Source organism: Micromonospora sp. WMMD712 (assembly GCF_029581295.1).
Taxonomy (GTDB): domain Bacteria; phylum Actinomycetota; class Actinomycetes; order Mycobacteriales; family Micromonosporaceae; genus Micromonospora; species Micromonospora carbonacea.
The window spans coordinates 5,721,708-5,747,376 of the sequence record NZ_CP120743.1; the positions used below are offsets into that span (position 1 = coordinate 5,721,708).

Consider the following 25,669-nt stretch of genomic DNA (forward strand, 5'->3'; position numbering starts at 1 on the left):
CAGGCGGCGCGGCTCAGTTGACCGCGCCGATCGAGACCGAGCCGCGGCCGACGACCGCGCCCTCGGTGGTGGTGACGGCCAGGTCGCCGTAGAGGGCGCGACCGGCGGCCGGGGCGGACTGTGCGGTCACCGTGCCGGTGAGGGCGGCGGTGGCCCCGTTGGGCAGGGAGAGCGGGGTGGCCGGGGCGGTCAGCGTGCCCAGCGACGCCGCCGAGAACGAGTCCCGGTAGTCGTAGGCGGTGCTGGTGCCCGGCCCGTCGACGGCGTACCCGTCGACCAGGACGCGGTAGGTGCCGGCCGGCGGGTTGGTCAGCGTCACCGCCTCCTCCGAGTCGCCGTCGGCCGAGCGGCCGACCTCGGTGGTGCCCCGGAAGACGAACAGGTCCAGGTCGGCGCCCAGGTCGGCGGTGTTGCCGATGCGGGCCGTGAAACTGGCCGCGCCGGCCGGCACCTCGACCAGGTATTCCTGCTGCGCGCCCTCGGCGATCGTGGGCCGCTCGGCGTGCACGCTGGCCAGCGGGCCGCCCTGCCCGGTCACCGCGACCGGGCCGAAGGCGTTGGCCAGGCTCCAGGAGACCTGGGTCGGGGCACCGGCGGTGACCGACGGGAGCTCGACCACGGCCGGCGAGACCGTGACGCCCTGCACCCGCACCTGGAGCTGGTACGGGTTGTCCAGCGCGGGCGAGGTGCGCCGCGACTCCACCTCGAACTCCCAGACCCCGGCGATCGGCTTCTGGTAGTCCCGCTCCTGCGGCTTGCAGGCGGCGGCGTCGGAGAAGTTGGTGTAGCAGGCGGTGCTCGCGGTGCTCTCCACCGGCACGCCGTACGGGTTGATCGCGATGAACCGGGTCTGCGAGCCGGTGGCGATGCCGGACAGGTTGACCTGGATCGCGCCCGCGCCCGCCGGCACCGTCACGAAGTACGAGGTGGAGCTGTTCCGTTCGACCGAGCCCTCGGCCGAGAAGGAGTACGCCGGCTTCGCCACGTCGGTGCCCGCCACCACGACGGTGGAGACCTCGAAGTCGACCACCGAGGTGGCCGGGTCGTCGATCACCAGGAGCGCGCCGTGCGCCCCGGCGGTCTTCGGCTTGGCCTTCACCGGGATGGTGAGGGTCTTGTTCAGCGGCAGCCACACCTGCTTCTGCGCGCTGAAGGTGCCGTCGTTGCCGTGCAGCGTCACGGTGTGCAGCAGGCTCTTGTTGGGGCCGCTGGTGCGGGTGACCTTCACCTCGTACGTCTTGGACTTCTTCAGCGGCTGCCCGCCCTGGGCCAGGGCGCAGCGGTTGTAGACGCCGGTGCCCCGGTGCGGGTTCGGCACGAACGTGCCGGTGGCCTTGTCGTAGCGGGTCAGGTTGGCCGACAGCTCGGTGCAGACGGGGGCGTCGGAGACGTACGACCGGGTCTGCACGCCCTTGGCCAGCAGCGCCCACGCGCCCGGCACGTCGAACATGCCGTAGCCCTGCGCGTACGTCGCGACGCCCGCGATGGGCTTGGCCGAGGTGTAGACGGCCCGGCGCAGCGCGGCCGGGGTGACCCCCTTGTCGGTCGCCTTGGCGGCCGACAGCAGCAGCGCGGCGGCGCCGGCGGCCTGCGGGGCGGCCATCGAGGTGCCGTTGAGCATCTGGTAGCCCGGCGGCAGCGGGTAGCCGGCCTCGGGTACGGGGTTGCCGGCCTGCCAGGTCGGCGCGGTGGAGATCGCCGAGCCGGGGGCCGCGATGTTCGGCTTGAAGCCGCCCTCCTCGCGCGGGCCGCGCGAGGAGAAGTTGAACAGGGCGTTGCCCTTGCGCACGACCGAGCCGTAGTTGGCCAGCCAGGTGTCCTTGCTGATGCTCGCCGCGACGCTGACCACGTTGTCGGCCACCGACGGGTCGCCGACGGTGTTCAGCCCGGGGCCGGAGTTGCCGGCCGAGATGAACAGCTGCACGCCGTACGTGTTGATCAGCTCGTTGTAGAGCTGGGAGCGGGCGTTCGAGCCGTCGTTGAGCGCCGGCAGGCCGCCGATCGACATGTTGACCACGTCGACCCTGCGGTTGATCACCAGGTCGGCCATGCCGGTGGTGAGCGCCGCGGCGGTGCAGCCGCCGCCCCAGGAACAGGCCCGGGCCGAGACCAGCTTCGCGCCGGGGGCCGCCCCGTCGAACGCGTTGTTGCCCAGCATGTCGTTGGCGGCGGTGATGCCGGCGACGTGCGTGCCGTGGGTCGACTCGACGATGCCGATGTTGACGTAGTCGACCAGGCCGGGGCCGCCGACCGGCGTCGTGTCGACGTCCTCGCGGTATTCGACGACGAACGGGATCTGCTCGCGGACCGGGGTGGCCGGGTCGTCCGTGCCGAAGTGCCCGACCTGGAACTTCTCCTTGTACGGGCGCATCACCGGGTCGTCGGTGAAGTCCCGGTTGCCGTTGGCGTCGACCCGGATGTCGTGGGTCGTGGGGTCGTAGAGGATGCCGAAGGTGTCGGTGGTGTCGCCGTCACGGTTGACGTCGCCCTCGGGGTCGCTGGCCGCCGTGATCGACTCGCGGAAGGTGTTGAACCGGTAGGCGCCGGCCGGGGCGGTCCACGTCGCGCCGCCCGCGGTGAAGCTCGGGCCGGACACCTCGGTGATCATCGCGCGCCAGGTGGCGTCCTCCAGCGGGTCCGTGGCGGTCACCCAGTCCACGATCTTGCGCTCGCCGGTGGTGGTGGTCTGGAGCGCCGGGTGGTCGAGGTCCACACCGGAGTCCATGATGCCGATGGTGACGCCGCGGCCGTCCCACGCCGGGTGGGCGGCCTTGAACGCCTCCGCGCCGGTCTCGTGGGTCGGCATGTACGGGTTCACCGCGCCGGTGTCGACGCCCGGCCCGGCCAGGGTCCCGCCCTGCGCGGCGGCCTTCGCGCCGGCCGGCGCGGCCTCCGGGGCCGGATCGGGGAGCTGGATGGTCTCGTCGAGGTCGACCGCGGCGACGCCGGGAAGCGTGGCGGCCCTGAGCACCTTCGCGGTGGGGACCTTCGCCAGGACGTAGCCGATGGAGTCGAAGCGCCTGCTCACCGTGCCGCCGAGCTGCCGCACCGCGTCCGCGACGTCCTTCGCCTCGCCCTTGTCGGTGGCGACGATCAGGGTGACGGTCTCGGCGTGCTTCGCCTCGGCCTCGCTCAGCAGCTTGGCGTCGTGGGCGCCCAGCGTCTCCACGGCGGTGGCCTGCGGAGCCTCCGGTTCGGCGGCGGGGGCGGCGCTCGCGGTCGCGGCGCCACCGAGGCCGGTCATGGCACCGGCGGCCACGACCGACGCGAAGAGTCCGGCGGAGGTGCGCCGGCCCAGGTTTCGAGGTCTGCTCACGTTCTCTTTTCCTCCAGAGAACAGGGCCCTGAAGTCACAGGGCGCGCGTGAGCGAAATCCTTTGTGCTGGCTGTGTCCGGTGTCACTACCGGCCGGTACGTTGTGACCACTTCGTGACATGCATAGGCGCGCATTGTCACATGTGTGCTGCTATCAAGGGCGGGTCGACGGGTCCACTGGGGACGGTCCGGCGAGGCGGTCGAGCCGCAGGTCAGGCCCCTCGACCCCGCCGAGCAGCTCGGGGGCCTGCGGCTGCCGGGGGGCCACCTCCACCTGCGGCGGCGCGGCCAGCTCCCGGTCCGACACGCCCAGCTCGGCGAGCTTGCGGGCGCTGACCAGCACCCGCGCCTCCAACGAGCCGACCGCCCGGTTGTACGCGGTCACCGCCCCGCCCAGCGCCCCGCCCAGCTTGCCGACGTGGTCGCCCAGCGTGGACAGCCGCCCGTACAGCTCGCGGGCCAGCGAGTGCACCGCCACCGCGTTGCGGGCCAGCGCCTCCTGCCGCCACGAGTACGCCACCGTGCGCAGCAGCGCCACCAGGGTCGCCGGGGTGGCCAGCACCACGTTGCGGGCGAACGCGTGCTCCAGCAGCGTCGGGTCGCGCTGCAACGCCACGTCGAGGAACGGGTCGGCCGGCACGAACAGCACCACGAACTCCGGGGTCTGGTCGAACGCCGCCCAGTACGTCTTCGCCGCCAGCGCGTCGACGTGCGCCCGCAGGTGCCGCGCGTGCGCGTCGAGGTGGGTGTCCCGGCCCCGCTCGTCACGGGCCTCCATCGCCGTCAGGTACGCGTCGAAGGGCGCCTTCGCGTCCACCACCACCGAGCGGCCACCGTGCAGCCGGACCACCAGGTCGGGGCGTACCCCCTGGTGGTCCGTCGCGGCGGTGACCTGCTCGTCGAAGTCGCAGTGCTCCAGCAGGCCGGCGGCCTCGACGATCCGGCGCAACTGGTGCTCGCCCCAACGCCCCCGCACCTGCGGCGCGCGCAGGGCCGCCACGAGCTGCTTGGTCTCGGTGCGCAGCTCGCCGGAGACCGCGCCCATCGCGCGGACCTGCTCGCGCAGCTCGGCGTACGCGTCGACCCGGGCGTGCTCCAGCTCGGCGACCCGGGACTCGTAGCGGCGCAGCGTCTCGTGCAGCGGGGCCACCGCCCGGGCCACCGCCTCCTGCGACTGCGCGGTCGCCTCGTAGCTCAGCGCGCGCATCGACTGCTCCAGCCGCCCCTCACCCTCCCGGGTCGCGGCCAGGGTGGCCTCCAGCCGGGCGATCTCCGTCGCCGACCGGGACCGGGCCGCGAACCAGCCCAGCGCGCCGCCCGCGCCGAGGCAGAGCACCACCACGGCCAGCGTCGAGAAGCTCATCACCAGAGCTTGCCAAACGCGTACGACGGGCGCGCCCCGGGTACTTTTCAAGGCATGGAATTTCTGCTCGCGGTCATCCTCGTGGCGCTGCTCGTCGGCGGTCTCGTCTGGTGGCGTCGGGAGAGCGCGGCCCGCGAGGCGCGCAGCCTGGCCGACGTGCGCGCCGACGCCCAGCGCTGGTACGAGCGCCTCGGCGGCCAGGTGATGAACCTGCACGGCGACTCCCCGGCCGTGCGGCAGGCCCTCGTCGACGCCGGTGAGCGCTACAACGCGGCGGGCAGCCAGCTGGAGCAGGCCCGCACCGTCCACCAGTACCGGCTGGCCCGGGAGACCGCCCTGGAGGGGCTGGCGTACGCGCGCGCGGCCCGCGTCGCGCTCGGCATCGACCCCGGCCCGGAGCTGCCGCCGCTGGCCTCCGCGCAGGGCACCGGCCAGCTCACCCGCGAGCGCGAGGTCAACGTGCAGGGGCAGACGTTCCGGGCCGGCCCGCAGCCCGGCCAGGGCACGCCCTACTACTACCCCGGCGGCCGCTACCAGGGCCGCCCCGTGCCGGCCGGCTGGTACTCGACCCCGTGGTGGAAGACGGCGCTCGGCGCGGGCGCGGGCGTGCTCGGCGGCATGCTGATCGCCGACGCGCTCTTCTCCCCGGCGTTCGCCGACCCCGGCTACGAGGCCGGCTACCAGGAGGGCTTCGGCGACGGCGCGGACTTCGGGGGCGACTTCGGCGGCGGCGACTACGCGACCGCGGGCGACTTCGGTGGCGGTGACTACGGCACGGCGGGCGACTTCTCGGGCGGCGGCGATTTCGGCGGTGGTGACTTCGGTGGCGGCGACTTCGGCGGCGGCGACTTCTGACGCCGCTCCGGCCCCGCCTGCCGGCGGGCGTTAATAAGGGCCCCCTGCTATGCGGAATGCGTTAACAGGGGGCTTCCTTGCACCTCAGCCGGTGTTGCGCATGCCGGCGGCGATGCCGTTGACCGTGGTGAGCAGCGCCCGCTCCAGCGCCGTGCCGTCGCTCGGGGCCCGCCGCCCGCCCGGGGCCGTCGCCACCGCCCGACCCGCCGCGCCGGAGTCGCGGTACTGCCGCAGCAGCGCCACCTGGAGGTGGTGCAGCGGCTCCAGGTAGGTGTCGCGCACCGCGAGGGTGCGCTGGAGCACCGGCGAGTTCTCCAGCAGGGCAGGCGAGGCGGTGACCGCCAGCACCTCCCGCTTGGTCAGCTCGTACTCCTGCTCGATCTTCTCGAAGATCGGGTGCAGCCCCTTCGGCACGAGGGTCTCCACGTACCGGCGGGCGATGCCGAGGTCGGTCTTGGTCAGCATCATCTCGACGTTCGACAGGAACGTGCCGAAGAAGTGCCAGTTGCGGTGCATCTCGGCCAGCACGTCCTCCAGCCCGGCCTCACGCGCCGCCGCCAGCCCCGAGCCGACCCCGAACCAGCCGGGGACGATCTGCCGGGTCTGCGTCCAGCCGAACACCCACGGGATGGCCCGCAGGCCGGACAGGCCGGCCCCGGTGTTGGGCCGCTTCGCCGGGCGGGAGCCGATGTTCAGCGCGCCGAGCAGCTCGGTGGGGGTGGACGCCCAGAAGTAGGCCGGCAGGTCCGGATCCTCCACCAGCGACCGGTACGACCGGAACGCCGCGTCGGAGATCACGTCCATCGACGCGTCCCAGCGCTCCAGCTGTTCGGCCGGCTGCCGGGGCGCGGTGTGCAGCAGGGTCGCCTGGAGCACGGCGGCCATGGTCAGCTCCAGGTTCTCCCGGGCCAGCGCCGGCAGCGTGTACTTGTCGGAGATGACCTCGCCCTGCTCGGTGACCTTGATCGCGCCGTCGAGCGTGCCGTACGGCTGGGCCAGGATCGCCTCGTGGGTGGGGCCGCCGCCGCGCCCGACGGTGCCGCCCCGCCCGTGGAACAGCCGCAGGTGCACGCCGTGCCGGGCGGCCACGTCCCGCAGCGCCCGCTGGGCCCGGTGGATCGACCACTGGCTGGTGGTGATGCCCGCCTCCTTGTTGGAGTCGGAGTAGCCCAGCATCACCTCCTGCACGTCGCCCCGGGCCGCCACCAGCGACCGGTAGGCCGGCAGCGACAGCAGCTCGTCGAGTAGCTCGCCGCCGGCGTTCAGCTCGGCGGGGGTCTCCAGCAGCGGCACGAAACCGATCCGGGCCCGGCCGCTGTGCACGTCGACCAGCCCGGCCTCGCGGGCCAGCACCACCGCCGCGAGCACGTCGTCGACGCCGAGGGTCATCGAGATGATGTACGACTCGATGACCTCGGAGCCGAACCGGTCCTGCGCCTCGCGGATCGTGGCGAACACGTCGAACGTCTTGCGGGCGCTCTCGGTCAGCGGCGTGTCCAGCGTCGACAGCGGCCGGCGGCCGGTCAGCTCGTCGGCGAGCAGCTTGGTGCGCTCCAGGCGGGTCAGCGCCGGGTAGTCGGCCACCTCGCCGACGGCAGCGTAGAGCTGGGTGAGCACCTCGTGGTGCTTCTCGGCGTGCTCCCGCACGTCCATCGTCGCCAGGTGCAGGCCGAACGCCGACACCGTGCGGATGGTGGAGGCGAGCCGCCCGACGGCGGTGAGCTGGCCGGCGTTGCGGGCCAGCGAGGCGCGCAGCAGGTCCAGGTCGGCGATCAGCTCCGCCGCGCCCTGGTAGTCGCGCCCCGGCACGTGCGGGGTGCCCCGGCGCAGCCGCTCCCGGGTGTTGGCCAGCTTCGCCTTCACGCACCGGGCCTTCAGCCGGTAGGGCTCCTCGGCGTTGACCCGGCGGAACCGGGGGGCCACCTCGGGCAGCGCGTCCAGGTCGGCGGCGAGGCTGGCCGACAGGTCCAGCGACACCCCGCGCAGCCGGCGGGACACGGACACCTCGTTGATCAGGTGCTCCATCGCCGCCTCGGTGGCCGCGATGCCGTGCTCGTGCTGGATGCGCAGCACCTCGCCGGTGACCTGCGGGGTGACGAACGGGTTGCCGTCGCGGTCGCCGCCGATCCAGGTGCCGAACGTCAGCGGGCGGGCCGTCGGGGAGGTCTCCACGCCGAGGGTGCGCAGCGTGTCGGCGAGGTCGTCGAGCACCTGCGGGGCGGCCTCGGCGTAGAGATCGCGCAGGTAGTAGATGGCGTTGCGGGCCTCGTCGGTCGGGTCCGGCCGGTCGAGCCGCAGCTCGTCGGTCTGCCACATCAGGTCCAGCAGCTCGGCCAGGCGGCGGTTGGCCGGCCCCTCGTCGCTGGCGCCGTAGAGGATCGCGTTGGCCGTCTCGGCGTCCAGCTCGTCGGCGACGGCGCGCAGCTTCGACAGGATCGACCGGCGGGCCGCCTCGGTCGGGTGGGCGGTGAAGACCGGGCGTACGGCGAGCCGGCGGGCCGCCGCCGCGATCTCCTCGGCCGGCACCCCGCGCTCGGCGATCATCTTGGCCGCCTGGTCCAGCCAGCCGCCCTGGATCGCCCGGCGGCGGCGCAGGTCGCGGGCCCGGTGCACCTGCTCGGTGATGTTGGCCAGGTGGAAGTAGGTGGAGAAGGCACGGGCGAGCTTCGTGCCGGTGGTCACATCCAGCCCGCCGAGGCGCTGCGCGGCGGCCGGGGCATCGGCGCGGACCTGGGCCCGGATCTCCTCGACCAGGTCGAGCAGCGGGCGGCCCTCCTGCCGGGCGAGGGTCTGCCCGAGCAGCGTGCCGAGGCGGCGGATGTCGGCCCGCAGTGCGGCGTCCGGGCCGTCGTGGTCGTGCTGGTCGGTCACGGGTGCGCTCCTTACGCCGGGGACGAAGGACAGCGCTGTCCGACTCCCTGGATCGTATCCGCGCCGCCCCCTTCGGAAGGAAGGGCCCCTTGTTATCGCATTCTGTTGTACAGGGGGCCCCTGCTAACCGTGCTCACCCGGCGGGGCGCGCATCGTTGCTGGTGGGGGGCCTGTGGGCGGCGCGGCGGGCGGCGGCGCGCCGGCCCCGGACGAGGGTGGCCGTGAGCAATCCCACGACGCCGACCGCCACCCAGAGGGCGAGCCCGGCCAGCGGCCAGCCCATCGACCGGCGGTCGAAGTACACCGCCGACTTGATCAGGTCGGTGGTGAGCCCGGGCACGTTCCACCGGTGCATCCCGCGTAGCCAGGTGGGCAGGAACTCCGGGGCGTAGATGCCGCCGGAGCCGGGGTTGCCGAGCACCACGAGCAGCAGGATGACGATCCCGGTGCCGAGCAGCCCGAGCCAGCCCTGCACGGCGGCGGCGATCATGGCGGCGGCGAAGACGGCCAGCGCGCCGACCGCCGCCACGGCCGGCACGTCGTGGTGCCAGACACCCAGCGCCGGGCCGACGACGAGCGCGCCCGCCACGCCGAGCACCACCGCGTACGCCGCGAGGGCGGCGATCCGCAGCCCGGCGCGGGCGAGGCTGCGGGGCGCGGTGCCGGCGCGCAGGCCCAGCGCGGTGGCGGCGAGGTAGCCGCCGAGGACGTACCCGACCGCGAGGTAGAACGGGACGAGGCCGCGCGGGTCGCTCTGCTCCACCGGCACCTCGTCGGTGACTGCCAGCGGCAGGTTCCCCCGCCGGGCGGCCTCGGCGAGGACCTGGTCGACCACCTCGGTGGCGGCGGGCGCGGCGGCGCTGGCGGTGGTGAGGCGCAGCCCGCCCTCGGGGGTGGAGGTGAGCACGCCGTACACCTCGCGGGCGGTGAGTCCGTCGTCGGCCGCGGCCGGGTCGTCGTACTCGACGGGTTCGATCTTGTCGGTCTCGCGGCGCACGGCGGCCATGACCGCCTGGGCGCGCTGGTCGCCGAGGACCACCCCGACGGGCACGTCGCGCGGCGTCGGGTGGTGCAGCGCCCCCACGTAGGCGGCGATGAACGCCGTGGCCAGCGCCAGGGTGCCGAGCAGCAGCGCGGCGGTGCGGGGCAGCCACGCGCGCACCGGGATGTCCGGCTCCTCCTCCACACGGCCAGCCTAGGGGGCGATATGAACCGGATGAGGTGGTTCGCCGGCCTTGCCGTCGCGGGGGCGAGAAGCGGTGGTGGCGGCCGGTAGCGTCCGATCCTGGAGTCGCTGCGCTGTCCGCCGAAGCCCCGGCCCGGCGACCGGGTCGCGGTCGTGTCACCCTCCGCCGGGCTGTCGGCGGTCTTCCCCCACGTGTACGAGCTGGGCCTGCGTCGGCTGCGCGAGGAGTTCGGTCTGGAACCGGTCGAGTACCCGACGACCCGCCTCCCGGGCGCGGACCCGCGCGACCGGGCCCGGGACGTCACCGCCGCCTTCGCCGACCCGACGGTCACCGCCGTGCTCGCCACGGCCGGCGGGGACGACCTGATCACGGTCACCCCGCACCTGGACGACGCCGTGCTGCGGGCCAACCCGAAGCCCTACTTCGGCTCCTCGGACAACACCAACCTGCTCAACCACCTCCACCGGCTCGGGGTCGTCGTCGACGCGGTCGCGCGGCGGATCAGCGTGCGCTACTGACCGTCCGGCTCCCGCACGAAGACGCCCGCGCCGGGGCGCCCTCGACGAGCCCGCGTGCCTTCAGCCAGTCGACGGCGGACCGGACCACCTGGCGGGAGACGTCGAACTCGGCGCACAGTTCCGTGCCGGAGGGCAGCTTGGCTCCCGGTGGGTACTCGCCCGACTCGATCCGGCTGGTCAGGGCGTCGATGAGTCGCTGTTTCTTCGTGTACGCAGGCATGGGCTTACTTCCGTGGCAGGTAAGGCCATGTGATCACGGTCGGTGCGAAGCGGCAATCAAAAGTGCGCCCAGGTGGTGGCCTGGCATTACAGGTAGTGCCAGGTTGACGTCGGGTGGCCGTGGCAGGTTCGCCCGTCGGATCGACGAGGTCATTCAGGTGCGGATCGGCCTGTGGCGGATGGACGTGGGCCCCACCCCGCCGTCCGGCCTGCTGCTCGAACTCTCGGCCGGGGCGGACGTCGAGCGCTGGCCGATCGACCTGGCCCAGTCCCGGTCCCTGGTCGACCTGTCCGGTCGGCTGCTGACCGGCCTCGACTCGTCTGCGGCACGAGCTGCCTGACTGGCGACCCGCCAGCGGCGGCGTCGGGAACCACATGAATCTTGGACGGTTCCGGTGCCCCGGGAGCCGTAAGTGTCCAAGGTCTCCGTTGGCGATGTCGCTGACGGGGAGAGATCGGGCAGATCTTGGTGATTTTCGGCCCCTGAAGGGGCCGTTTGGCACCAAGATCTCCCGGTCCGCCCCCGGTGGGGCGAGGCCGGTCCGCGCCGCGTGCGGCGAGGCCAGGCGACGACGTTCTATTCGGCGAGGACGGCGAAGGCGCGGACCGGGAAGGTGCCCATTCCCGCCACCATCGGCGGGGCGGCGGTGAACCGGAAGCCGGTCGTGGGCAGCGCGTCCAGGCCGGTCAGGTGCTCCACGATCGGGACGCCGGCCGCCAGCAGGCCGCTGTGCGCCGGCCGCTCGCCCCGGGCGGCCGGGCTCATGTCGTCGATGTTGATCGAGTCGATGCCGACGAGGACCGCACCCGCCTCGACCAGCCACGCCGCGCCGTCCCCGGTCAGGTAGGGCGCGTCGGGGGCGGCGTAGCGGTCGGTGCCGAAGTGCGCGGACCAGCCGGTGTGCAGCAGCACCGCCCGCCCCGCCACCTCGTGCGGGGTGAGCAGCGGACGATCCACGGTGCGGGTGCCGGCGGGCACCCGGACCACGATCCCCGGCAGGTCGGCGAGGCGGTCCAGCCCGACGCCGGTGAGATCGGCCCCATCGGCCCACCGGTGTGCGGGCGTGTCCACGTACGTGCCGGTGTTGGCGATCATCTCGATCCGCCCGACCTGGAACTCGGTGCCCGGGGCGTAGTTCGCCCGGGACGCCTCCCGGGTCAGCCACTCGGTGACCCGGGGCGTCGGCCAGCCGGGCAGCGTGGTCATGCCGTCGCTGATCACGTGGCTCAGCTCGACCAGCCGCCGTCGTCCCGTCATGCCCCGACTCGACCACGTGCCCCGGTCGCCGGTCAAGCGGGGATAGGCTGGGATGCTGTCGACCCCCCCCCGTCCCCGTGGGGCGCGGGGGCTCCGCCGTGTGCCGTGACCGTGCCACTGGGAAGTGATCAGATTGCTCACCGGACTCTTCGCCGCCGCCCTGGCCGACCCCGGGCTGGCCCGGGCGCGTGACCTGGCCCGTTCCGGTGCCGCGCAGGTCGACGGGCTGGACCTGACCGCACCGGCGGCGCTGCGGCCGTTCGCCGTCGCCGCCGTCGCCGCCGACCCGGGAGCCGCCGACCCGGGGGCCACCGCTCCGGGGGCCACCGCTCCGGGGGCCTCCGATCGGGGAGCCCCCGCCGGGGGTGCGGGGCGGCCCGTGCTCGCCGTGACCGCCACCAGCCGGGAGGCCGACGACCTGGCCTCGGCGCTGGGCAGCCTGCTGCCGGCCGAGCAGGTCGCCGTCTTCCCGTCCTGGGAGACGCTGCCGCACGAGCGGCTCTCGCCCCGCTCCGACACGGTCGGCCGCCGCCTGGCCGTGCTGCGCCGGCTCGCCCACCCCGACGCCGCCGACGCGCACGGGCGCACCGGGCCGCTGCGGGTGGTCGTCGCGCCGGTGCGGTCGCTGCTCCAGCCGCAGCTCAAGGGCCTCGGTGACCTGGAGCCGGTGCGGCTGGCCGCTGGCGACGAGGCCGACCTGGAGGAGGTCGCGCGCCGGCTCACCGACATGGCGTACGCCCGGGTGGACCTGGTCACCAAGCGCGGCGAGTTCGCGGTGCGCGGCGGCATCCTCGACGTCTTCCCGCCCACCGACGAGCACCCGTCCCGGGTCGAGTTCTGGGGCGACGAGGTGGAGGAGATCCGCACCTTCGCCGTGGCCGACCAGCGCACCATCGAGGCCGCCGCGCTGCTGTGGGCCCCGCCCTGCCGGGAGCTGCTGCTCACCCCGGCCGTGCGGCGGCGGGCCGCCGCCCTGGCCGCCGAGCACCCCGAGCTGGCCGAGATCCTCGACAAGCTGGCCGAGGGCATCCCCGTGGAGGGGATGGAGTCGCTGACCCCGGCGCTGCTCGGCAGCGAGAGCCTGGAGCTGCTGCTCGACTGCATGCCGGCCGGCACCCACGTGCTGCTCTGCGACCCGGAGCGCATCCGCACCCGGGCGCACGACCTGGTGCGTACCTCTGAGGAGTTTCTCCAGGCGAGCTGGGCCGCAGCGGCCGTCGGGGGCCAGGCCCCGGTCGACCTCGGGGCCGCCGCCTTCAGGACCCTGGCCGACGTACGCGCGCACGCCCGCGCCCTGCGCCGGCCCTGGTGGACCCTCGCCCCGTTCGGGCTGGCCGACGCCGACGCGGCCCCCGCCCGGCAGCCCTGGGAGGACGCGCCGGCCGAGGTCGACGTCACGCCCGACGACGCGATCGCGGTGACCCTGGCCGCCCAGCCGGCCCCGCTCTACCACGGCGAGACCGACCGGGTGGCCGAGGACCTCAAGCGCTGGGCCGGCGACGGCTGGTCGGTCGCACTGGTCTTCGAGGGCCACGGCCCCGCCCAGCGGGCCGTCGAGGTGATCCGCGACGCCGGCCTCGGCGCCCGGTTCGTCGAGCAGGTGCCGGCCGCGCCCGCCCCCGGCGAGGTGCTGGTCACCTGCGGCGGCCTGACCGGCGGCTTCGTCGCCGAGGCGGCGCGGTTCGTGCTGCTCACCGGCAACGACGTCACCGGCGGCCGGGGCACGTCGACGCGCGACATGCGCAAGATGCCGAGCCGGCGGCGCAACACCATCGACCCGCTGGAGCTGAAGGCCGGCGACCACGTGGTGCACGAGCAGCACGGCATCGGCCGGTACGTCGAGCTGGTGCAGCGCACCGTCAACGGCGCGTCCCGCGAATACCTGGTCATCGAGTACGCGGCCAGCAAGCGCGGCCAGCCGGGCGACCGGCTGTTCGTCCCCACCGACCAGCTCGACCAGCTCTCCCGGTACGTCGGCGGCGAGCAGCCCACCCTGCACAAGATGGGCGGCGCGGACTGGCAGAAGTCCAAGGCGCGGGCCCGCAAGGCGGTGCGGGAGATCGCCGCCCAGCTCATCCAGCTCTACGCCGCCCGCAAGGCGTCCAGGGGGCACGCGTTCGCCCCGGACTCCCCGTGGCAGCGGGAGCTGGAGGACGCGTTCCCCTGGCAGGAGACGCCGGACCAGCTGGCCGCCATCGAGGAGGTCAAGCGGGACATGGAGCAGACCGTCCCGATGGACCGGCTGATCTGCGGCGACGTCGGGTACGGCAAGACCGAGATCGCGGTGCGGGCGGCGTTCAAGGCGGTGCAGGACGGCAAGCAGGTGGCCGTGCTGGTGCCCACCACCCTGCTCGTGCAGCAGCACTACAACACGTTCGCCGAGCGGATGAGCCAGTTCCCCGTGCAGATCCGGCAGCTCTCCCGCTTCCAGACCCCGAAGGAGTCCGAGCGGACGCTGGAGATGGTCGCCGACGGCACCGTAGACATCGTCATCGGCACCCACCGGCTGCTCCAGACGGCGACCCGGTTCAAGTCCCTCGGCCTGGTCATCGTCGACGAGGAGCAGCGCTTCGGCGTCGAGCACAAGGAGCACCTGAAGACGCTGCGCGCCTCCGTGGACGTGCTGAGCATGTCGGCCACCCCGATCCCGCGCACCCTGGAGATGGCGATCACCGGCATCCGGGAGATGTCGACGATCGCCACCCCGCCGGAGGAGCGGCACCCGGTGCTCACCTTCGTCGGCGCGCACGACGAGCGGCAGGTGGCCGCGTCCATCCACCGCGAGCTGCTCCGCGACGGGCAGGTGTTCTACCTGCACAACCGGGTCGAGTCGATCGAGAAGGCGGCGCGGAGGATCCGGGAGCTGGTGCCGGAGGCCCGGGTCGCGGTGGCGCACGGCCAGATGGGCGAGGAGGCCCTGGAGAAGGTCATGGTCGGCTTCTGGGAGAAGGAGTTCGACGTCCTGGTCTGCACCACGATCGTGGAGTCGGGCATCGACATCCCCAACGCCAACACGCTGATCGTGGAGCGCGCCGACCTGCTGGGCCTGGCCCAGCTGCACCAGATCCGGGGCCGGGTGGGCCGGGGCCGCGAGCGGGCGTACGCGTACTTCCTCTACCCGCCGGAGAAGCCGCTCACCGAGCACGCCCACGAGCGGCTGGCCACCATCGCCCAGCACACCGAGCTGGGCGCGGGCATGTACGTGGCGATGAAGGACCTGGAGATCCGGGGGGCGGGCAACCTGCTCGGCGGCGAGCAGTCCGGCCACATCGAGGGCGTCGGCTTCGACCTGTACGTCCGGATGGTCGGCGAGGCGGTGCAGGCGTTCAAGGGCGAGCGCCCCGAGGAGGAGACCGATGTCAAGATCGACCTCCCGGTGGACGCGCACCTGCCGCACGACTACGTCGGCGTGGAGCGGCTGCGCCTGGAGATGTACCGCAAACTCGCCGAGGCCCGCGACGCCGACCGGCTGCGCGAGGTCGTCGCCGAGATGACGGACCGCTACGGCGAGCCGCCCGCCCCGGTGCAGAACCTGGTGGCGGTCGCGCGGTTCCGGCTGCTGGCCCGCCGCTACGGCCTCACCGACGTGAGCATGCAGGGCAAGCACCTCCGGTTCGGCCCGCTGCCGCTGCCCGACTCCAAGCAGCTCCGGCTCAAGCGCTACCACCCCGACTCGGTCTACAAGTCGGCGCTCGACCAGGTCAGCGTGCCCCGGCCGAGCACCCGCCGGGTCGGCGGCGAGCCGCTGCGCGACCAGGCGCTGCTGGACTGGTGCGCCCAGCTCCTCTCCGACGTGCTGGGCGACCCGGCCCCGGTGGCCCAGCCGGCCGGGGCGGGCGCCCGGTGAGCGGGGGCGTGGGCAGGGCCGGGCGGCGGGGCCGGGGCGGCGATGCGTGGTGGGCGGCGTCACCGCCGGTGGGGGCGCATGAGAGAGTGACGGTCATGCGTGCTCGCCGTCTCATCGCCGCCGCCAGCGTCGCGGCCCTCGGTGTCCTCTCCCTCGCCGCGTGCGGGAAGGCCGCGCCGGACGTCGCCGCGTACGTCGGCGACGCGGAATACTCCGTCGACCGGGTCAACGAGATCTACGACGAAGCCCAGACCAAGTACGCCGACGCGATCCGGGCGCAGGCCGGGCAGGGCGGCGCGACCCCGTCGGCGGAGCAGCTGCGCTCCACGGTCACCCGGCAGGACGTGCTCAACCTGCTGGTCAGCATCGAGCTGGGCAAGCGGGTGGTGGCCGAGCAGGGCGTCACGGTGGCCGACGAGGTCAAGCCGGAGCAGCTGGAGCAGCAGCTCCAGATGCCGGCCAGCACCGAGTACGTCCGGCTCTGGGGCGAGTGGGTGGACATCTCCGGCGCGCTCGGCGCGAAGCTGCCCACGGCCGAGGTGAGCGACGAGGCGGTCATGGCCGTCTACCAGGCCATCGCCAAGACCGGGGCGATCCAGCCCGGGATGACCGTGGCGCAGGTCCGGCAGGCGTTCGGGGAGAGCGGCGGCCCCGGCAGCCAGGGCGGCTTCGTGCGTGCCGCCACCGCGCTCAGCAACGCCCTCCAGCAGGAGGCCGAGAAGGCCGGCGCGTCGATCAACCCCCGGTTCCGGCCGGTCGGCGTCCCGTCGGTGGTCAGCACCGGCCAGTCGCTGGTCTTCTACTCGTTGCCGTACGTCGACGAGAACGGCCCGGTGACCGACATCTCCACCCCGCAGGCCCCGGCGGAGCCGACCGCACCGGCCGTGCCGCAGGGATGACCGCCCGGGTCGTCCTGCTGGTCACCTCGCCCCGGCTGCCGGTCGGGCTGCTGACGGCGGCGGCCTGGGACGTCGTACGCGGAAACCCGGTGCTGGCCGGCGCGGAGAGCGGGCTGACGGCGGCCGTGCGCGCGGCGGGCGCCGAGGTGACCGTGCCCGACGGCCCGCCGGTGCCGGCGCTGCTGCACGCGGCGGCGGCGCACGGCGCGGTGGTCTGGCTGGCCGGGCCCGCCGGCGACGAGGCGCTGGCCCGGGAGCTGGGCCTGCGGCTGGCCCGCGAGCCGGGCCTGGCCGAGCTGGAGCTGATGTACGGCTCGTGGGACCCGCCGGGCGCGCGGCTGCTCGACGCGGTCGAGGTGATGGACCGGCTGGCCTCGCCGGGCGGCGACCCGTGGAAGCGGGCGCAGACGCACCGCAGCCTCGCCGGCTACCTGATCGAGGAGTGCTACGAGGCGTACGACGCGATCGGCGCGGACGACACCGACGCGCTGCGCGAGGAGCTGGGCGACGTGCTGCTCCAGGTGCTGCTGCACGCGCGGATGGCCGAGGAGCTGCCCGACGGGGCGCGGTGGACCGTCGACGACGTGGCCGGCGGCCTGGTGGACAAGATGATCCGGCGCAACCCGCACGTCTTCGCCGACGACCGGGCCACGACGCTCGACGAGATCACCGCCAACTGGGAGCGGATCAAGCGGGCGGAGAAGGCCCGCGACTCCGTGCTCGACGGGATCGCGCCGAGCCTGCCCGCCCTCGCCCTGGCCGCCAAGATCCTCGACCGCGCCGGTCGCGCCGGCCTGACGGTCCCGCTGCCGGCGGCCGACGCGCGGCCCGACCCGTCGACCGACCCGGAGGCGCGGCCCGACGCGGGGCCTCGGGTCGACGCGGAGGCGCGGCTCGGCGCGGAGCTGCTGGCCGCCGTGGTGGCGGCCCGGGCCGCCGACCTGGACCCGGAAGCGGCGCTGCGCCGCACCGCCCTGGCCTACGCCGACGCGGTCCGCGCCGCCGAGCGCACCGCCCCCCGCCCCTGACCCGCCGCCGTCCCCGCCGGGCGGGTCCGCGAAGCGGGCCGCCCGGCCGGCTCGGCCCGCTCCCCGAGATCTTGGTACGAGAGCGCCCCCAGTGGGGCCGATCCGTACCAAGATCTCGCCGGGGAGCGGGTGTCGGGGGCGGTCGGTAGGGTTCGGGCCATGGAAGCGTTCGTGCCGCTCGCCGAGCGGATCGTCGAGGCGTTGCTGGAGAGCCGGCCGGGGCTGGCCAGCTCCGCCGGGGACCACCGCTACGACGACCGCCTGCCCGACCTCTCCGCCGACGCGGTCGCCGCCGACCGGGCGATGCTGAAGGACGCGGCCGACGCGCTCTCCGAGCTCGACCCCGATTCCCTCGACACCGACGAGGGCGTCGACCACGCGCTGCTCACCGCCCTGGTCGACCGGGAGCTGTTCGAGGCCGACGAGATCCGTGACCACGAGTGGGACCCGCTGCGGCACAACCCGGCCCCGCTGCTGCACGCCCTGCTCGCCCGCCCGTTCGCCCCGGCCGACGTGCGGCTGACCAGCCTGGCCGGGCGGCTCGCCGCCGTACCGGATGCGCTGGCGACCGCGCGTGCGACGCTGCGCGACGTGCCCCGGGTGCACGCCGAGACGGCGGTGGGGCAGTTCACCGGCGCGGCGGCGCTGGTCCGCGACGAGGTGCCCCGGCTGCTCGCCGAGGAGCCGGGGCTGCACGACCGGGTGGAGCCCGCCGCCACGGCCGCGATCGCCGCGCTGGAGGAGTTCGTGGCGTGGCTGCGCGCCGGGCTGGCCGCCGACGCCGGCCCGGGGCGGGACCCGAGGCTGGGCCGGCGGCGCTGGGAGGCCCGGCTGTGGCACACCCTCGACACCGAGCTGGGGGCCGCCGAGGTGCAGCGCCGGGCCTGGGCCAACCTCGACCGGGTCACCGCCGAGCTGCGCGAGGCGGCCGTCGAGCTGGTCGGCGGCCCGGCCGACGACGAGACCGTGCGCCGGGCGCTCGACCTGCTGGCCGCCGAGCACCCCGACGACCACACGATCGTCGACCTCGCCTCGGTCACCCTCGACGAGGCGACGGACTTCGTCCGGGCGCACGACCTGGTGACGCTGGTCGACGACCCGTGCGTGATCCAGGAGATGCCGGAGTTCGCCCGCGGCGTGGCGGTGGCCTACTGCGACTCGCCCGGCCCGCTGGAGCTCGCGCCCGTGCCGACGTTCTACTGCATCGCGCCGACCCCGGCCGACTGGCCGGCGGCCCGCGTCGAGTCGTTCTACCGCGAATACAACGATCACATGATCCGCAACCTGACGGTGCACGAGGCGATGCCGGGGCACTTCCTCCAGCTCGCCCACGCCCGCCGGCACGTCGGCCCCACCCGGGTCCGGGCGCTGGCCAGGTCCGGCCCGTTCGTCGAGGGCTGGGCCGTCTACACCGAGGAGCTGATGGCCGGTCTCGGCTACGGCGGGCTGCCGGTGCGGTTGCAGCAGCTCAAGATGCAGCTGCGGATGACCATCAACGCCCTGCTCGACCAGCTCGTGCACTGCGACGACCTGGCCGAGGCCGAGGCGATGGCGCTGATGACGGGCCGGGGCTTCCAGGAGGAGGGCGAGGCGGCCGGCAAGTGGCGGCGGGCGCTGCTCACCTCGACGCAGCTCTCCACCTACTTCGTGGGCTACAGCGAGATCGCCGGGATCGCCGCCCTGCGCCCGGCCGGGGTGTCGGTGCGCGACTGGCACGACGCGATGCTCGCCCACGACTGCCCGCCCCCGCGCCACCTCCGCACCCTGCTCGGCTTGGGGTAAGGAAGGGCCCCCTGTTAACGCATTCTGTCGTACAGGGGTCCCCTCCTAACCCGCCTGCGCACGCCGGCGTCGGCGACGGTCAGCGCCGCCGCGTCGGTCGCCGCGAGCCGCCCCTCGTCCCGCGCCGATCCGGTCGCGCGCACCGCCACCGCCCCCACCTCGTCCTCCCGCCAGTGCACACCGTGGGCGGGCCGCCCGGGGCCAGCATCCGCCGACGGGTCGGCGCGGTCAGGGCCGGACGGCCCCCGGCGCCGGGGCGGTCAGCCCGCCGGGCGGGCGGCGACGTGGTCGACGAGCCAGCGGGAGATGGAGTACGCCGGCGGCAGCTCCGCCGGCAGCCGGTCGAGCGGGAACCAGCGGGCCTCGGTCAGCTCCCGGCCGTCGACGACCGGCTCGGCGGCGGTGTCGGCGGCGGTCGCGGTGAACCCGGCCAGCAGCACGCCCGGCCCGGACAGCGCCCACGGCTGGCTGCCGAAGTAGGTGAGCCGCCCGAGGGCCAGCCCCACCTCCTCGCCGACCTCCCGGCGTGCGGCGTCCTCCAGCGACTCGCCGGCCTCCACGAACCCGGCGACCAGCGCCCACAGCGCCGTCGGCCCGGACGCGTGCCGGACCAGCAGCAGCTCGTCGGGGCCGCCGGTCGGCCCGGGGCGGGTGATGGCGACCAGGACGGCGGCGGAGAGCCGGATCGGCACGTACAGGTCGCAGCCGGGGCAGCGGCGGGACTGCTCGCCCGGCACGTCGGCCAGCTCGGCCCGGCACGCCCCGCACCAGCGGTGGGTGCGGCGGAAGGTGAGCACGGCCAGCGCCCGGCCCGCCAGGTCGGCCAGCGGGGCGGGCAGCGCGGCGGCCAGCGACCGCCAGCTGCGCCACCTGCCCTCGGGCGGCTGGCCGTCGGTGGCGTCCGTACCCCAGGCGGGCACGCCGTCGAGCGTGCCGAGCGACACCCAGCCGGTGTCGGCGGGCAGCTCGCCGACGCGGGGGAAGCGGTCGTCGGGGCCGGTCAGCAGCTTCCGTCCGGCGACCACGAGGGCGAGGTCACCTGGCTGCGGCGGGCCGTCGTGCGGTACCCCCGCGACGAACGCGCCCGCGGCGTCCCCCGTCACGAGTTGGCGGTGCGGCGGTCCACGACGCCCGCGCCGGCCGGCAGCTCGAAGCTCGCTCCGTCGACCGTGTCGGTGTAGCGGTCGAGCGCCAGCTCCATCGGCGTGCCGTCCACCTCGCCGGTGAAGCTGCCGAGCACGCCCTCGGTGGTCATGCAGGCGGTGAAGTCGCCGGCCGAACGCTCGACCTGCACGCAGGCGGCGTGGTGCCCGGCGAGGGTGGTGTCGGTCTCCTTGATGACGGCCTGCGGGTCGAGCGCCGCCTCGGTGAGCAGCCCGACCACCACCGGCGGGGTGACCAGGCCCCGCCGCTTGGCTTCGGTGAACAGCTCGACGGACGGGCGGGCGTTCGGCGGGGGCGGGGCGAGCAGCGTGCAGACGGCCTTCCCCGTGCCGGTCTCGCAGCGGGTGGTGGCGTCGGCGGTGACGGTCAACTTCCCGCCCGGCCAGGTGTACGCCGACCGGGCCGGGTCCTGCGCCTGGGTGATGGTGGCGGTCCGGCCGCCGGGGAGCTGGTATTCGGCCGAGTAGGTGAGTTCGAGCGCCTGGTCGAGCCGGGCGGCGAAGTCGTTGACCAGGTCCGACCGGCCGATCGCCTGGCCGGCGTCGTCGAGGGCCTGACAGCCGGTGACCGAGAGTGACGCGATGACCGACAGAGCGAGCGCGCGGAACGTGGTCGAGGCGGCGGGCATGGCCACCAGCCTTGTCGATCGGGTCCACCTCGCGCAAACCGGTTGCCGGTTCGGGGCCGAGAATCCGGGAATGTCCGACCCGCACCGTCCCGCCGGATGCGCCGGGCGACGCGGTGCGCCGCGCCGTCGCCCGATACGCTGCGTTCAACACCTGCCTCAGCCGCACCGTCGCGGCCCATACCGGACCGGAACCACACAAACGAGGAGCGACTCAGTGGCAACCATCGAGGGAATCGTCGCCCGGGAGATTCTCGACTCGCGGGGCAACCCCACGGTCGAGGTCGAGGTCGGGCTCGACGACGGCACGATCGCCCGCGCCGCGGTGCCGTCCGGCGCCTCCACCGGCGCGTTCGAGGCGGTCGAGCTGCGCGACGGTGACAAGGACCGCTACCTGGGCAAGGGTGTCGAGAAGGCCGTCGCCAACATCGAGGACAAGATCGTCGACCAGCTCATCGGCTACGAGGCCAGCGAGCAGCGGCTGATCGACCAGAAGATGATCGACATCGACGGCTCGGACAACAAGGGCGAGCTGGGCGCGAACGCGATCCTCGGCGTGTCCCTGGCCGTGGCCAAGGCGGCCGCCGGCAGCGCCGAGCTGAGCCTGTTCCGCTACCTGGGCGGCCCCAACGCGCACCTGCTCCCGGTGCCGATGATGAACATCCTCAACGGCGGCGCGCACGCCGACTCCAACGTCGACGTCCAGGAGTTCATGATCGCGCCGATCGGCGCGCCCACCTTCCGCGACGCGCTGCGCTCCGGCGCGGAGGTCTACCACGCGCTCAAGTCGGTGCTGAAGAAGAAGGGCCTCTCCACCGGCCTCGGCGACGAGGGCGGCTTCGCCCCCAACCTGCCCACCAACGCCGCCGCGCTGGACCTGATCGCCGAGGCGGTCGACAAGGCCGGCTACCGGCTCGGCACCGACATCGTCTTCGCCCTGGACGTGGCCGCCACCGAGTTCTTCGACAACGGCACCTACACGTTCGAGGGCGCGGCGAAGTCCGCCGAGGAGATGAGCAACTACTACACCAAGCTGGCGGGCGACTACCCGATCGTGTCCATCGAGGACCCGCTGGCCGAGGACGACTGGAGCGGCTGGGCCACCCTGACCGCGGCGATCGGCGACCGGGTCCAGATCGTCGGCGACGACCTGTTCGTCACCAACCCGCAGCGCATCGCCCGGGGCATCGCCGAGAAGGCCGCCAACGCCGTGCTGGTGAAGGTCAACCAGATCGGCTCGCTGACCGAAACCCTCGACGCGGTCGAGCTGGCCCACCGGGCCGGCTTCAAGTGCATGATGAGCCACCGCTCCGGCGAGACGGAGGACACCACCATCGCCGACCTGGCGGTGGCCACCGGCTGCGGCCAGATCAAGACCGGCGCACCGGCCCGCTCGGACCGGGTGGCCAAGTACAACCAGCTCCTGCGCATCGAGGAGGAGCTGGCCGACGCGGCGCGGTACGCCGGTGCGGGCGCGTTCCCGCGTTACCGTTCGGCCTGAGACACCCATCGGGCCTCGGGGGAGGGGTGTGACGATGCAGCAGCGCCGCACACCGGGTGGTCAGCGTCCCGCCCGCCGGCCGGGTCAGTCCGGCCGGCCGGGCGGGGCCCGCACCCGGGCGTCGGTCCGCGACGGCGTCCGCGCGGAGGCACGCGCCGCCGGCCGGTCACCCGGCGCGGCCCGCGCCACCGAGCCGGTACGCTCCGCGAACCGTCCCGCCGCCGCCCGGCGTACCGCCGCCGGTGGCACGGTCAAGCGGCTCTCCGCACCCCACCCCCGACGCTTCACCGGCCGGGCCACCGTGCTGTTCGCGGTGCTCATCGCGCTCGCTCTCGCCTACACCTACCCGGTCCGGGTCTACCTGGACCAGCAGGCGGACATCCAGCGGATGGAGGCGGCCCAGGCCGCCCAGCGGCAGCTCATCGCCGAGCGCGCCGCCGAGGCGGCCAAGTGGCGCGACGACGAGTACATCCGCATCCAGGCCCGGGAGCGGTTCTACATGGTCTACCCGGGCGAGGTCCCGGTGATCGTGCTCAACGACCCGGCCGGTGCGGCCCGGGACGCGGGCGGCGGGAAGGGCCCCTCCCGGCCGGTGACCCCCGATCCCTGGTACGACACCCTGTGGTCGAGCGTGCGGGCCGCGAACGCCGACCGCCCGGGCCAGTGAGCGCGCCACTTCCCGCACGCAGACGTTCCTGCACGCAGCCGTTCCAGCGCACCGACGAAAGATGGGCACCGTGACTGTCGTACCCCCGCCCGACCCGGCGGCGGACTCCGTACCCCCGCCGAAGCGGGAGCCGGCCACCGAGGCCGACCTGGCGGCGGTGGCCGCCCAGCTCGGCCGCACGCCGCGCGGCACCCGGGCGGTTGCCCACCGCTGCCCCTGCGGCCTGCCCGACGTGGTGGAGACGACCCCGCGCCTGGCCGACGGCACGCCTTTTCCGACGTTGTTCTACCTGACCTGCCCCCGGGCGACGGCCGCGTGCAGCCGGCTGGAGTCGGCAGGGCTGATGAAGGAGATGGCCGAGCGGCTGGCCGCCGACCCGGAGCTGGCCGCCCGCTACCGGGCGGCGCACGAGGACTACCTGGCCCGCCGGGAGGCGATCGGGCACGTGCCGGAGATCGACGGCGTGTCGGCCGGCGGCATGCCCGGCCGGGTCAAGTGCCTGCACGTGCACCTCGGCCACGCGCTCGGCGCGGGCCCGGGGGTCAACCCGTTCGGCGACGAGACCCTCGCGCTGGTGGAGAAGTGGTGGGCGGCCGGGCCGTGCGTGGACGTCCCGGCGGTGGGGTGAGATGACCACCGACACGGTTCTCGTGCGCCGCGCCCGCACCTCCGACGTGCGCGGCATCCGGCGGCTCGTCGACACCTACACCGACGACCGGCGGCTGCTCAGCAAGGCCACGGTCACCCTCTACGAGGACGTGCAGGAGTTCCGGGTCGCGGCCGACGCCGACGCCGTCGTCGGCTGCGGCGCGCTGCACGTGATGTGGGAGGACCTGGCGGAGATCCGCACGGTGGCCGTCGACCCGGCCTACCGGGGGCGGCGCATCGGGCACCGCATCGTCGGCGAGCTGATCGACGCGGCCCGGGAGATCGGGGTGGCCCGCATCTTCGTGCTGACCTTCGAGACCCGCTTCTTCGGCTCGTTCGGCTTCCGCGAGATCGACGGCGCACCGGTGCCGCAGCCGGTGTACGAGCAGCTCCTGCGCTCGTACGACGAGGGCGTCGCCGAGTTCCTGGACCTGGAACGGGTCAAGCCCAACACCCTCGGCAACACCCGCATGCTGCTGCGCCTCTGATCTCTTGATCACGTCGGGCAGGCTGGCGGGATGGGGATCGCCCGCCGCGTCTGCGCGCTGCTGCTGACCGCCGCCGCCCTCCTCGGGGCCGTCCGCCTCGTCGTACCGGCCACCGCCGGCCCGGACGGCGAACCGCCCGGGGTGGCCCGGCAGCTCGCCTTCCTGCGCGCCGCCCTCGACGACGGCGCGGGCGAGGACGCCCAGGCGCTGTTCCCGGAGGGCTGGTTCTTCGCCCACGCCCTGTACGGGCTGGCCTGCGTCGAGCTGGGCCTGCGCAAGCCGGCCGGGCAGCGGGCCGGCGAGCTGCGGGAGGCGCGCTGGGCGCTGGCCCGGCTGGAGTCGCCGGCCGGCACCGCCCCGTTCGACCCCGGCCTCACCCCCGCGTACGGGATCTTCTGGCAGGGCTGGACGAACTGGCTGCGCGGCGGTGTCGTCGCCCTGCAACCGGCCGAGCGGCGGGACCCGGCGGAGGTGGCCCGGTTCGCCGACGCGTCCGCCGCGATCGGGGCGGCGTTCGACGCGTCCGGCACGCCGTACCTGGCCGCGTACCCGGGGCAGGCGTGGCCGGTCGACTCGACCGTGGCGGTGGCCTCGCTGCGGCTGCACGACGCGCTGCTGCCCGCCGCGCCGTCGCCCGGCGCGCCGTCCACCGAGGCCCCGCCGCCGCCCCGGTTTGCCGGCACCGTGGCCCGCTGGCTGGACGGGGTGCGGCAGCGCCTCGACCCGCGCACCGGCCTGCTGCCGCACCGGGTCGACCCGGCCACCGGGGCGCCGGCCGAGGTGGCCCGCGCCACCTCCCAGAGCGTCATCCAGCGGTTCCTGGTGGACGTCGACCCGGCGTTCGCCCGCGCGCAGTACCTGACCTTCCGGGAGCGGTTCGTCGCGTCCCCGCTGGGGCTCGGCCCGGCCGTGCGCGAATACCCGGACGGCACGGCCGGGCCGGGCGACGTGGACTCCGGGCCGCTGCTGCTCGGGGTGAGCCTGTCGGCGACCGTGGTCACCCTCGGCGCGGCCCAGTCCCAGGGCGACGCCGCGCTGGCTGGCGCGCTGGCCAACTACGGCGACCTGGTCGGCCTGCCCGTCGACACCCCGGCCACCCGCCGGTACGCGTTCGGCGTCCTGCCGGTCGGCGACGCGTTCCTCGCCTGGTCGAAGACCGCCCGCCCGTGGGTGGCCGACCAGCCGGACCCGCCCCCGGCCACCGTGCGCTGGTGGTGGCGGCTGCCCCTGCTGGCGGCGCTGCTGCTGGTCGGCGCGCTCGGCTGGCTGCCCGAGCTGGTCCGGTCGCCGGCCCGCGCCGCCCGCCGCCGGGGGGCGACCCGGCGGCCCCGGCGATCCTGTCGCGGGTCATCCCCGTGCTCCCGCCGCGGGCGACCCCCGTGGTCCCGTCGCCGCCGGCGGGGTGGGGCCGCTGCCGTAGGGTTGCTGCCGTGA

19 protein-coding genes and 1 pseudogene are annotated in these 25,669 nt (G+C 74.5%); 12 read left to right on the forward strand and 8 right to left on the reverse strand.

Annotated elements, in window-relative coordinates:
- Nucleotides 1–13: 13 nt before the first annotated feature.
- Together O7633_RS25055 and O7633_RS25060 are read right to left on the reverse strand one after the other, a co-directional pair.
- Complete coding sequence (locus O7633_RS25055; protein WP_282324130.1) at nt 14–3,316, reverse strand: S8 family serine peptidase; 3,303 nt, start codon at nt 3,314–3,316, stop codon at nt 14–16.
- Nucleotides 3,317–3,469: 153 nt separating this feature from the next.
- A complete protein-coding gene (locus O7633_RS25060; RefSeq protein ID WP_282324131.1) occupies nt 3,470–4,678 on the reverse strand; it encodes a DNA recombination protein RmuC in 1,209 nt (402 codons plus the stop codon).
- 54 nt (nt 4,679–4,732) lie between these two features.
- Between O7633_RS25060 and O7633_RS25065 the strand changes: the two genes are divergently transcribed.
- Nucleotides 4,733–5,533: a hypothetical protein gene (locus O7633_RS25065; RefSeq protein WP_282324132.1), complete on the forward strand. Its 801-nt coding sequence runs from the start codon at nt 4,733–4,735 to the stop codon at nt 5,531–5,533.
- A gap of 84 nt (nt 5,534–5,617) precedes the next feature.
- On the opposite strand, the gene ppc is transcribed toward O7633_RS25065, so the two are convergent.
- Entirely contained in the window at nt 5,618–8,404 is a 2,787-nt protein-coding gene (ppc, locus tag O7633_RS25070; RefSeq protein WP_278132063.1) for a phosphoenolpyruvate carboxylase, read from the reverse strand.
- A 133-nt stretch (nt 8,405–8,537) separates the two neighbouring features.
- Nucleotides 8,538–9,590: a hypothetical protein gene (locus O7633_RS25075; RefSeq protein WP_278132065.1), complete on the reverse strand. Its 1,053-nt coding sequence runs from the start codon at nt 9,588–9,590 to the stop codon at nt 8,538–8,540.
- A gap of 99 nt (nt 9,591–9,689) precedes the next feature.
- Here O7633_RS25075 and O7633_RS25080 point away from each other — a divergent pair.
- Nucleotides 9,690–10,067 (forward strand): annotated as a pseudogene (locus O7633_RS25080) (LD-carboxypeptidase); the annotation flags it as partial.
- A 25-nt stretch (nt 10,068–10,092) separates the two neighbouring features.
- On the opposite strand, the gene O7633_RS25085 reads toward O7633_RS25080, so the two are convergent.
- Nucleotides 10,093–10,329 (reverse strand): winged helix-turn-helix domain-containing protein, encoded by a 237-nt coding sequence (locus O7633_RS25085; protein ID WP_348776302.1) that lies wholly within the window; start codon nt 10,327–10,329, stop codon nt 10,093–10,095.
- Nucleotides 10,330–10,486: 157 nt separating this feature from the next.
- On the opposite strand from O7633_RS25085, the gene O7633_RS25090 reads away from it, so the two are divergent.
- Complete coding sequence (locus O7633_RS25090; protein ID WP_278132068.1) at nt 10,487–10,669, forward strand: hypothetical protein; 183 nt, start codon at nt 10,487–10,489, stop codon at nt 10,667–10,669.
- 236 nt (nt 10,670–10,905) lie between these two features.
- Here the strand turns inward: O7633_RS25090 and O7633_RS25095 are convergent, their stop codons facing one another.
- Complete coding sequence (locus tag O7633_RS25095; protein ID WP_278132069.1) at nt 10,906–11,586, reverse strand: cyclase family protein; 681 nt, start codon at nt 11,584–11,586, stop codon at nt 10,906–10,908.
- Between the two features lie 133 nt (nt 11,587–11,719).
- Between O7633_RS25095 and mfd the strand changes: the two genes are divergently transcribed.
- The 4 genes from mfd to O7633_RS25115 all read left to right on the forward strand — a co-directional run bounded on the left by mfd (nt 11,720) and on the right by O7633_RS25115 (nt 19,142).
- Complete coding sequence (mfd, locus tag O7633_RS25100) at nt 11,720–15,433, forward strand: transcription-repair coupling factor (protein ID WP_282328638.1); 3,714 nt, start codon at nt 11,720–11,722, stop codon at nt 15,431–15,433.
- A gap of 95 nt (nt 15,434–15,528) precedes the next feature.
- Nucleotides 15,529–16,332 carry a hypothetical protein gene (locus O7633_RS25105; RefSeq protein WP_282324134.1) on the forward strand — a complete coding sequence of 268 codons (804 nt, stop codon included), beginning with the start codon at nt 15,529–15,531 and terminating at the stop codon, nt 16,330–16,332.
- Nucleotides 16,329–17,360 (forward strand): nucleoside triphosphate pyrophosphohydrolase, encoded by a 1,032-nt coding sequence (locus O7633_RS25110; protein WP_278132072.1) that lies wholly within the window; start codon nt 16,329–16,331, stop codon nt 17,358–17,360. The genes O7633_RS25105 and O7633_RS25110 overlap by 4 nt, the downstream gene beginning before the upstream one ends.
- Before the next feature lie 159 nt (nt 17,361–17,519).
- The gene (locus O7633_RS25115; RefSeq protein WP_278132074.1) at nt 17,520–19,142 is read left to right on the forward strand and encodes a DUF885 domain-containing protein; all 1,623 of its coding nucleotides are present in this window, start codon (nt 17,520–17,522) and stop codon (nt 19,140–19,142) included.
- Between the two features lie 260 nt (nt 19,143–19,402).
- On the opposite strand, the gene O7633_RS25120 is transcribed toward O7633_RS25115, so the two are convergent.
- Both O7633_RS25120 and O7633_RS25125 read right to left on the reverse strand, forming a co-directional pair.
- Nucleotides 19,403–20,245 (reverse strand): NUDIX domain-containing protein, encoded by an 843-nt coding sequence (locus tag O7633_RS25120; RefSeq protein ID WP_282324135.1) that lies wholly within the window; start codon nt 20,243–20,245, stop codon nt 19,403–19,405.
- Nucleotides 20,242–20,934, reverse strand: a complete 693-nt coding sequence (locus tag O7633_RS25125; RefSeq protein WP_278132077.1) for a hypothetical protein — start codon at nt 20,932–20,934, stop codon at nt 20,242–20,244. The genes O7633_RS25120 and O7633_RS25125 overlap by 4 nt, the downstream gene beginning before the upstream one ends.
- A gap of 214 nt (nt 20,935–21,148) precedes the next feature.
- On the opposite strand from O7633_RS25125, the gene eno reads away from it, so the two are divergent.
- From eno to O7633_RS25150, 5 genes are all read left to right on the forward strand, one after another.
- A complete protein-coding gene (eno, locus tag O7633_RS25130) occupies nt 21,149–22,432 on the forward strand; it encodes a phosphopyruvate hydratase (protein ID WP_282324136.1) in 1,284 nt (427 codons plus the stop codon).
- A 34-nt stretch (nt 22,433–22,466) separates the two neighbouring features.
- Nucleotides 22,467–23,099, forward strand: a complete 633-nt coding sequence (locus tag O7633_RS25135; protein WP_282328639.1) for a septum formation initiator family protein — start codon at nt 22,467–22,469, stop codon at nt 23,097–23,099.
- 70 nt (nt 23,100–23,169) lie between these two features.
- Nucleotides 23,170–23,727 (forward strand): DUF501 domain-containing protein, encoded by a 558-nt coding sequence (locus tag O7633_RS25140; RefSeq protein ID WP_074476798.1) that lies wholly within the window; start codon nt 23,170–23,172, stop codon nt 23,725–23,727.
- Nucleotide 23,728: 1 nt separating this feature from the next.
- Complete coding sequence (locus O7633_RS25145) at nt 23,729–24,235, forward strand: amino-acid N-acetyltransferase (protein WP_178063402.1); 507 nt, start codon at nt 23,729–23,731, stop codon at nt 24,233–24,235.
- Between the two features lie 30 nt (nt 24,236–24,265).
- Complete coding sequence (locus O7633_RS25150) at nt 24,266–25,669, forward strand: hypothetical protein (RefSeq protein WP_282324137.1); 1,404 nt, start codon at nt 24,266–24,268, stop codon at nt 25,667–25,669.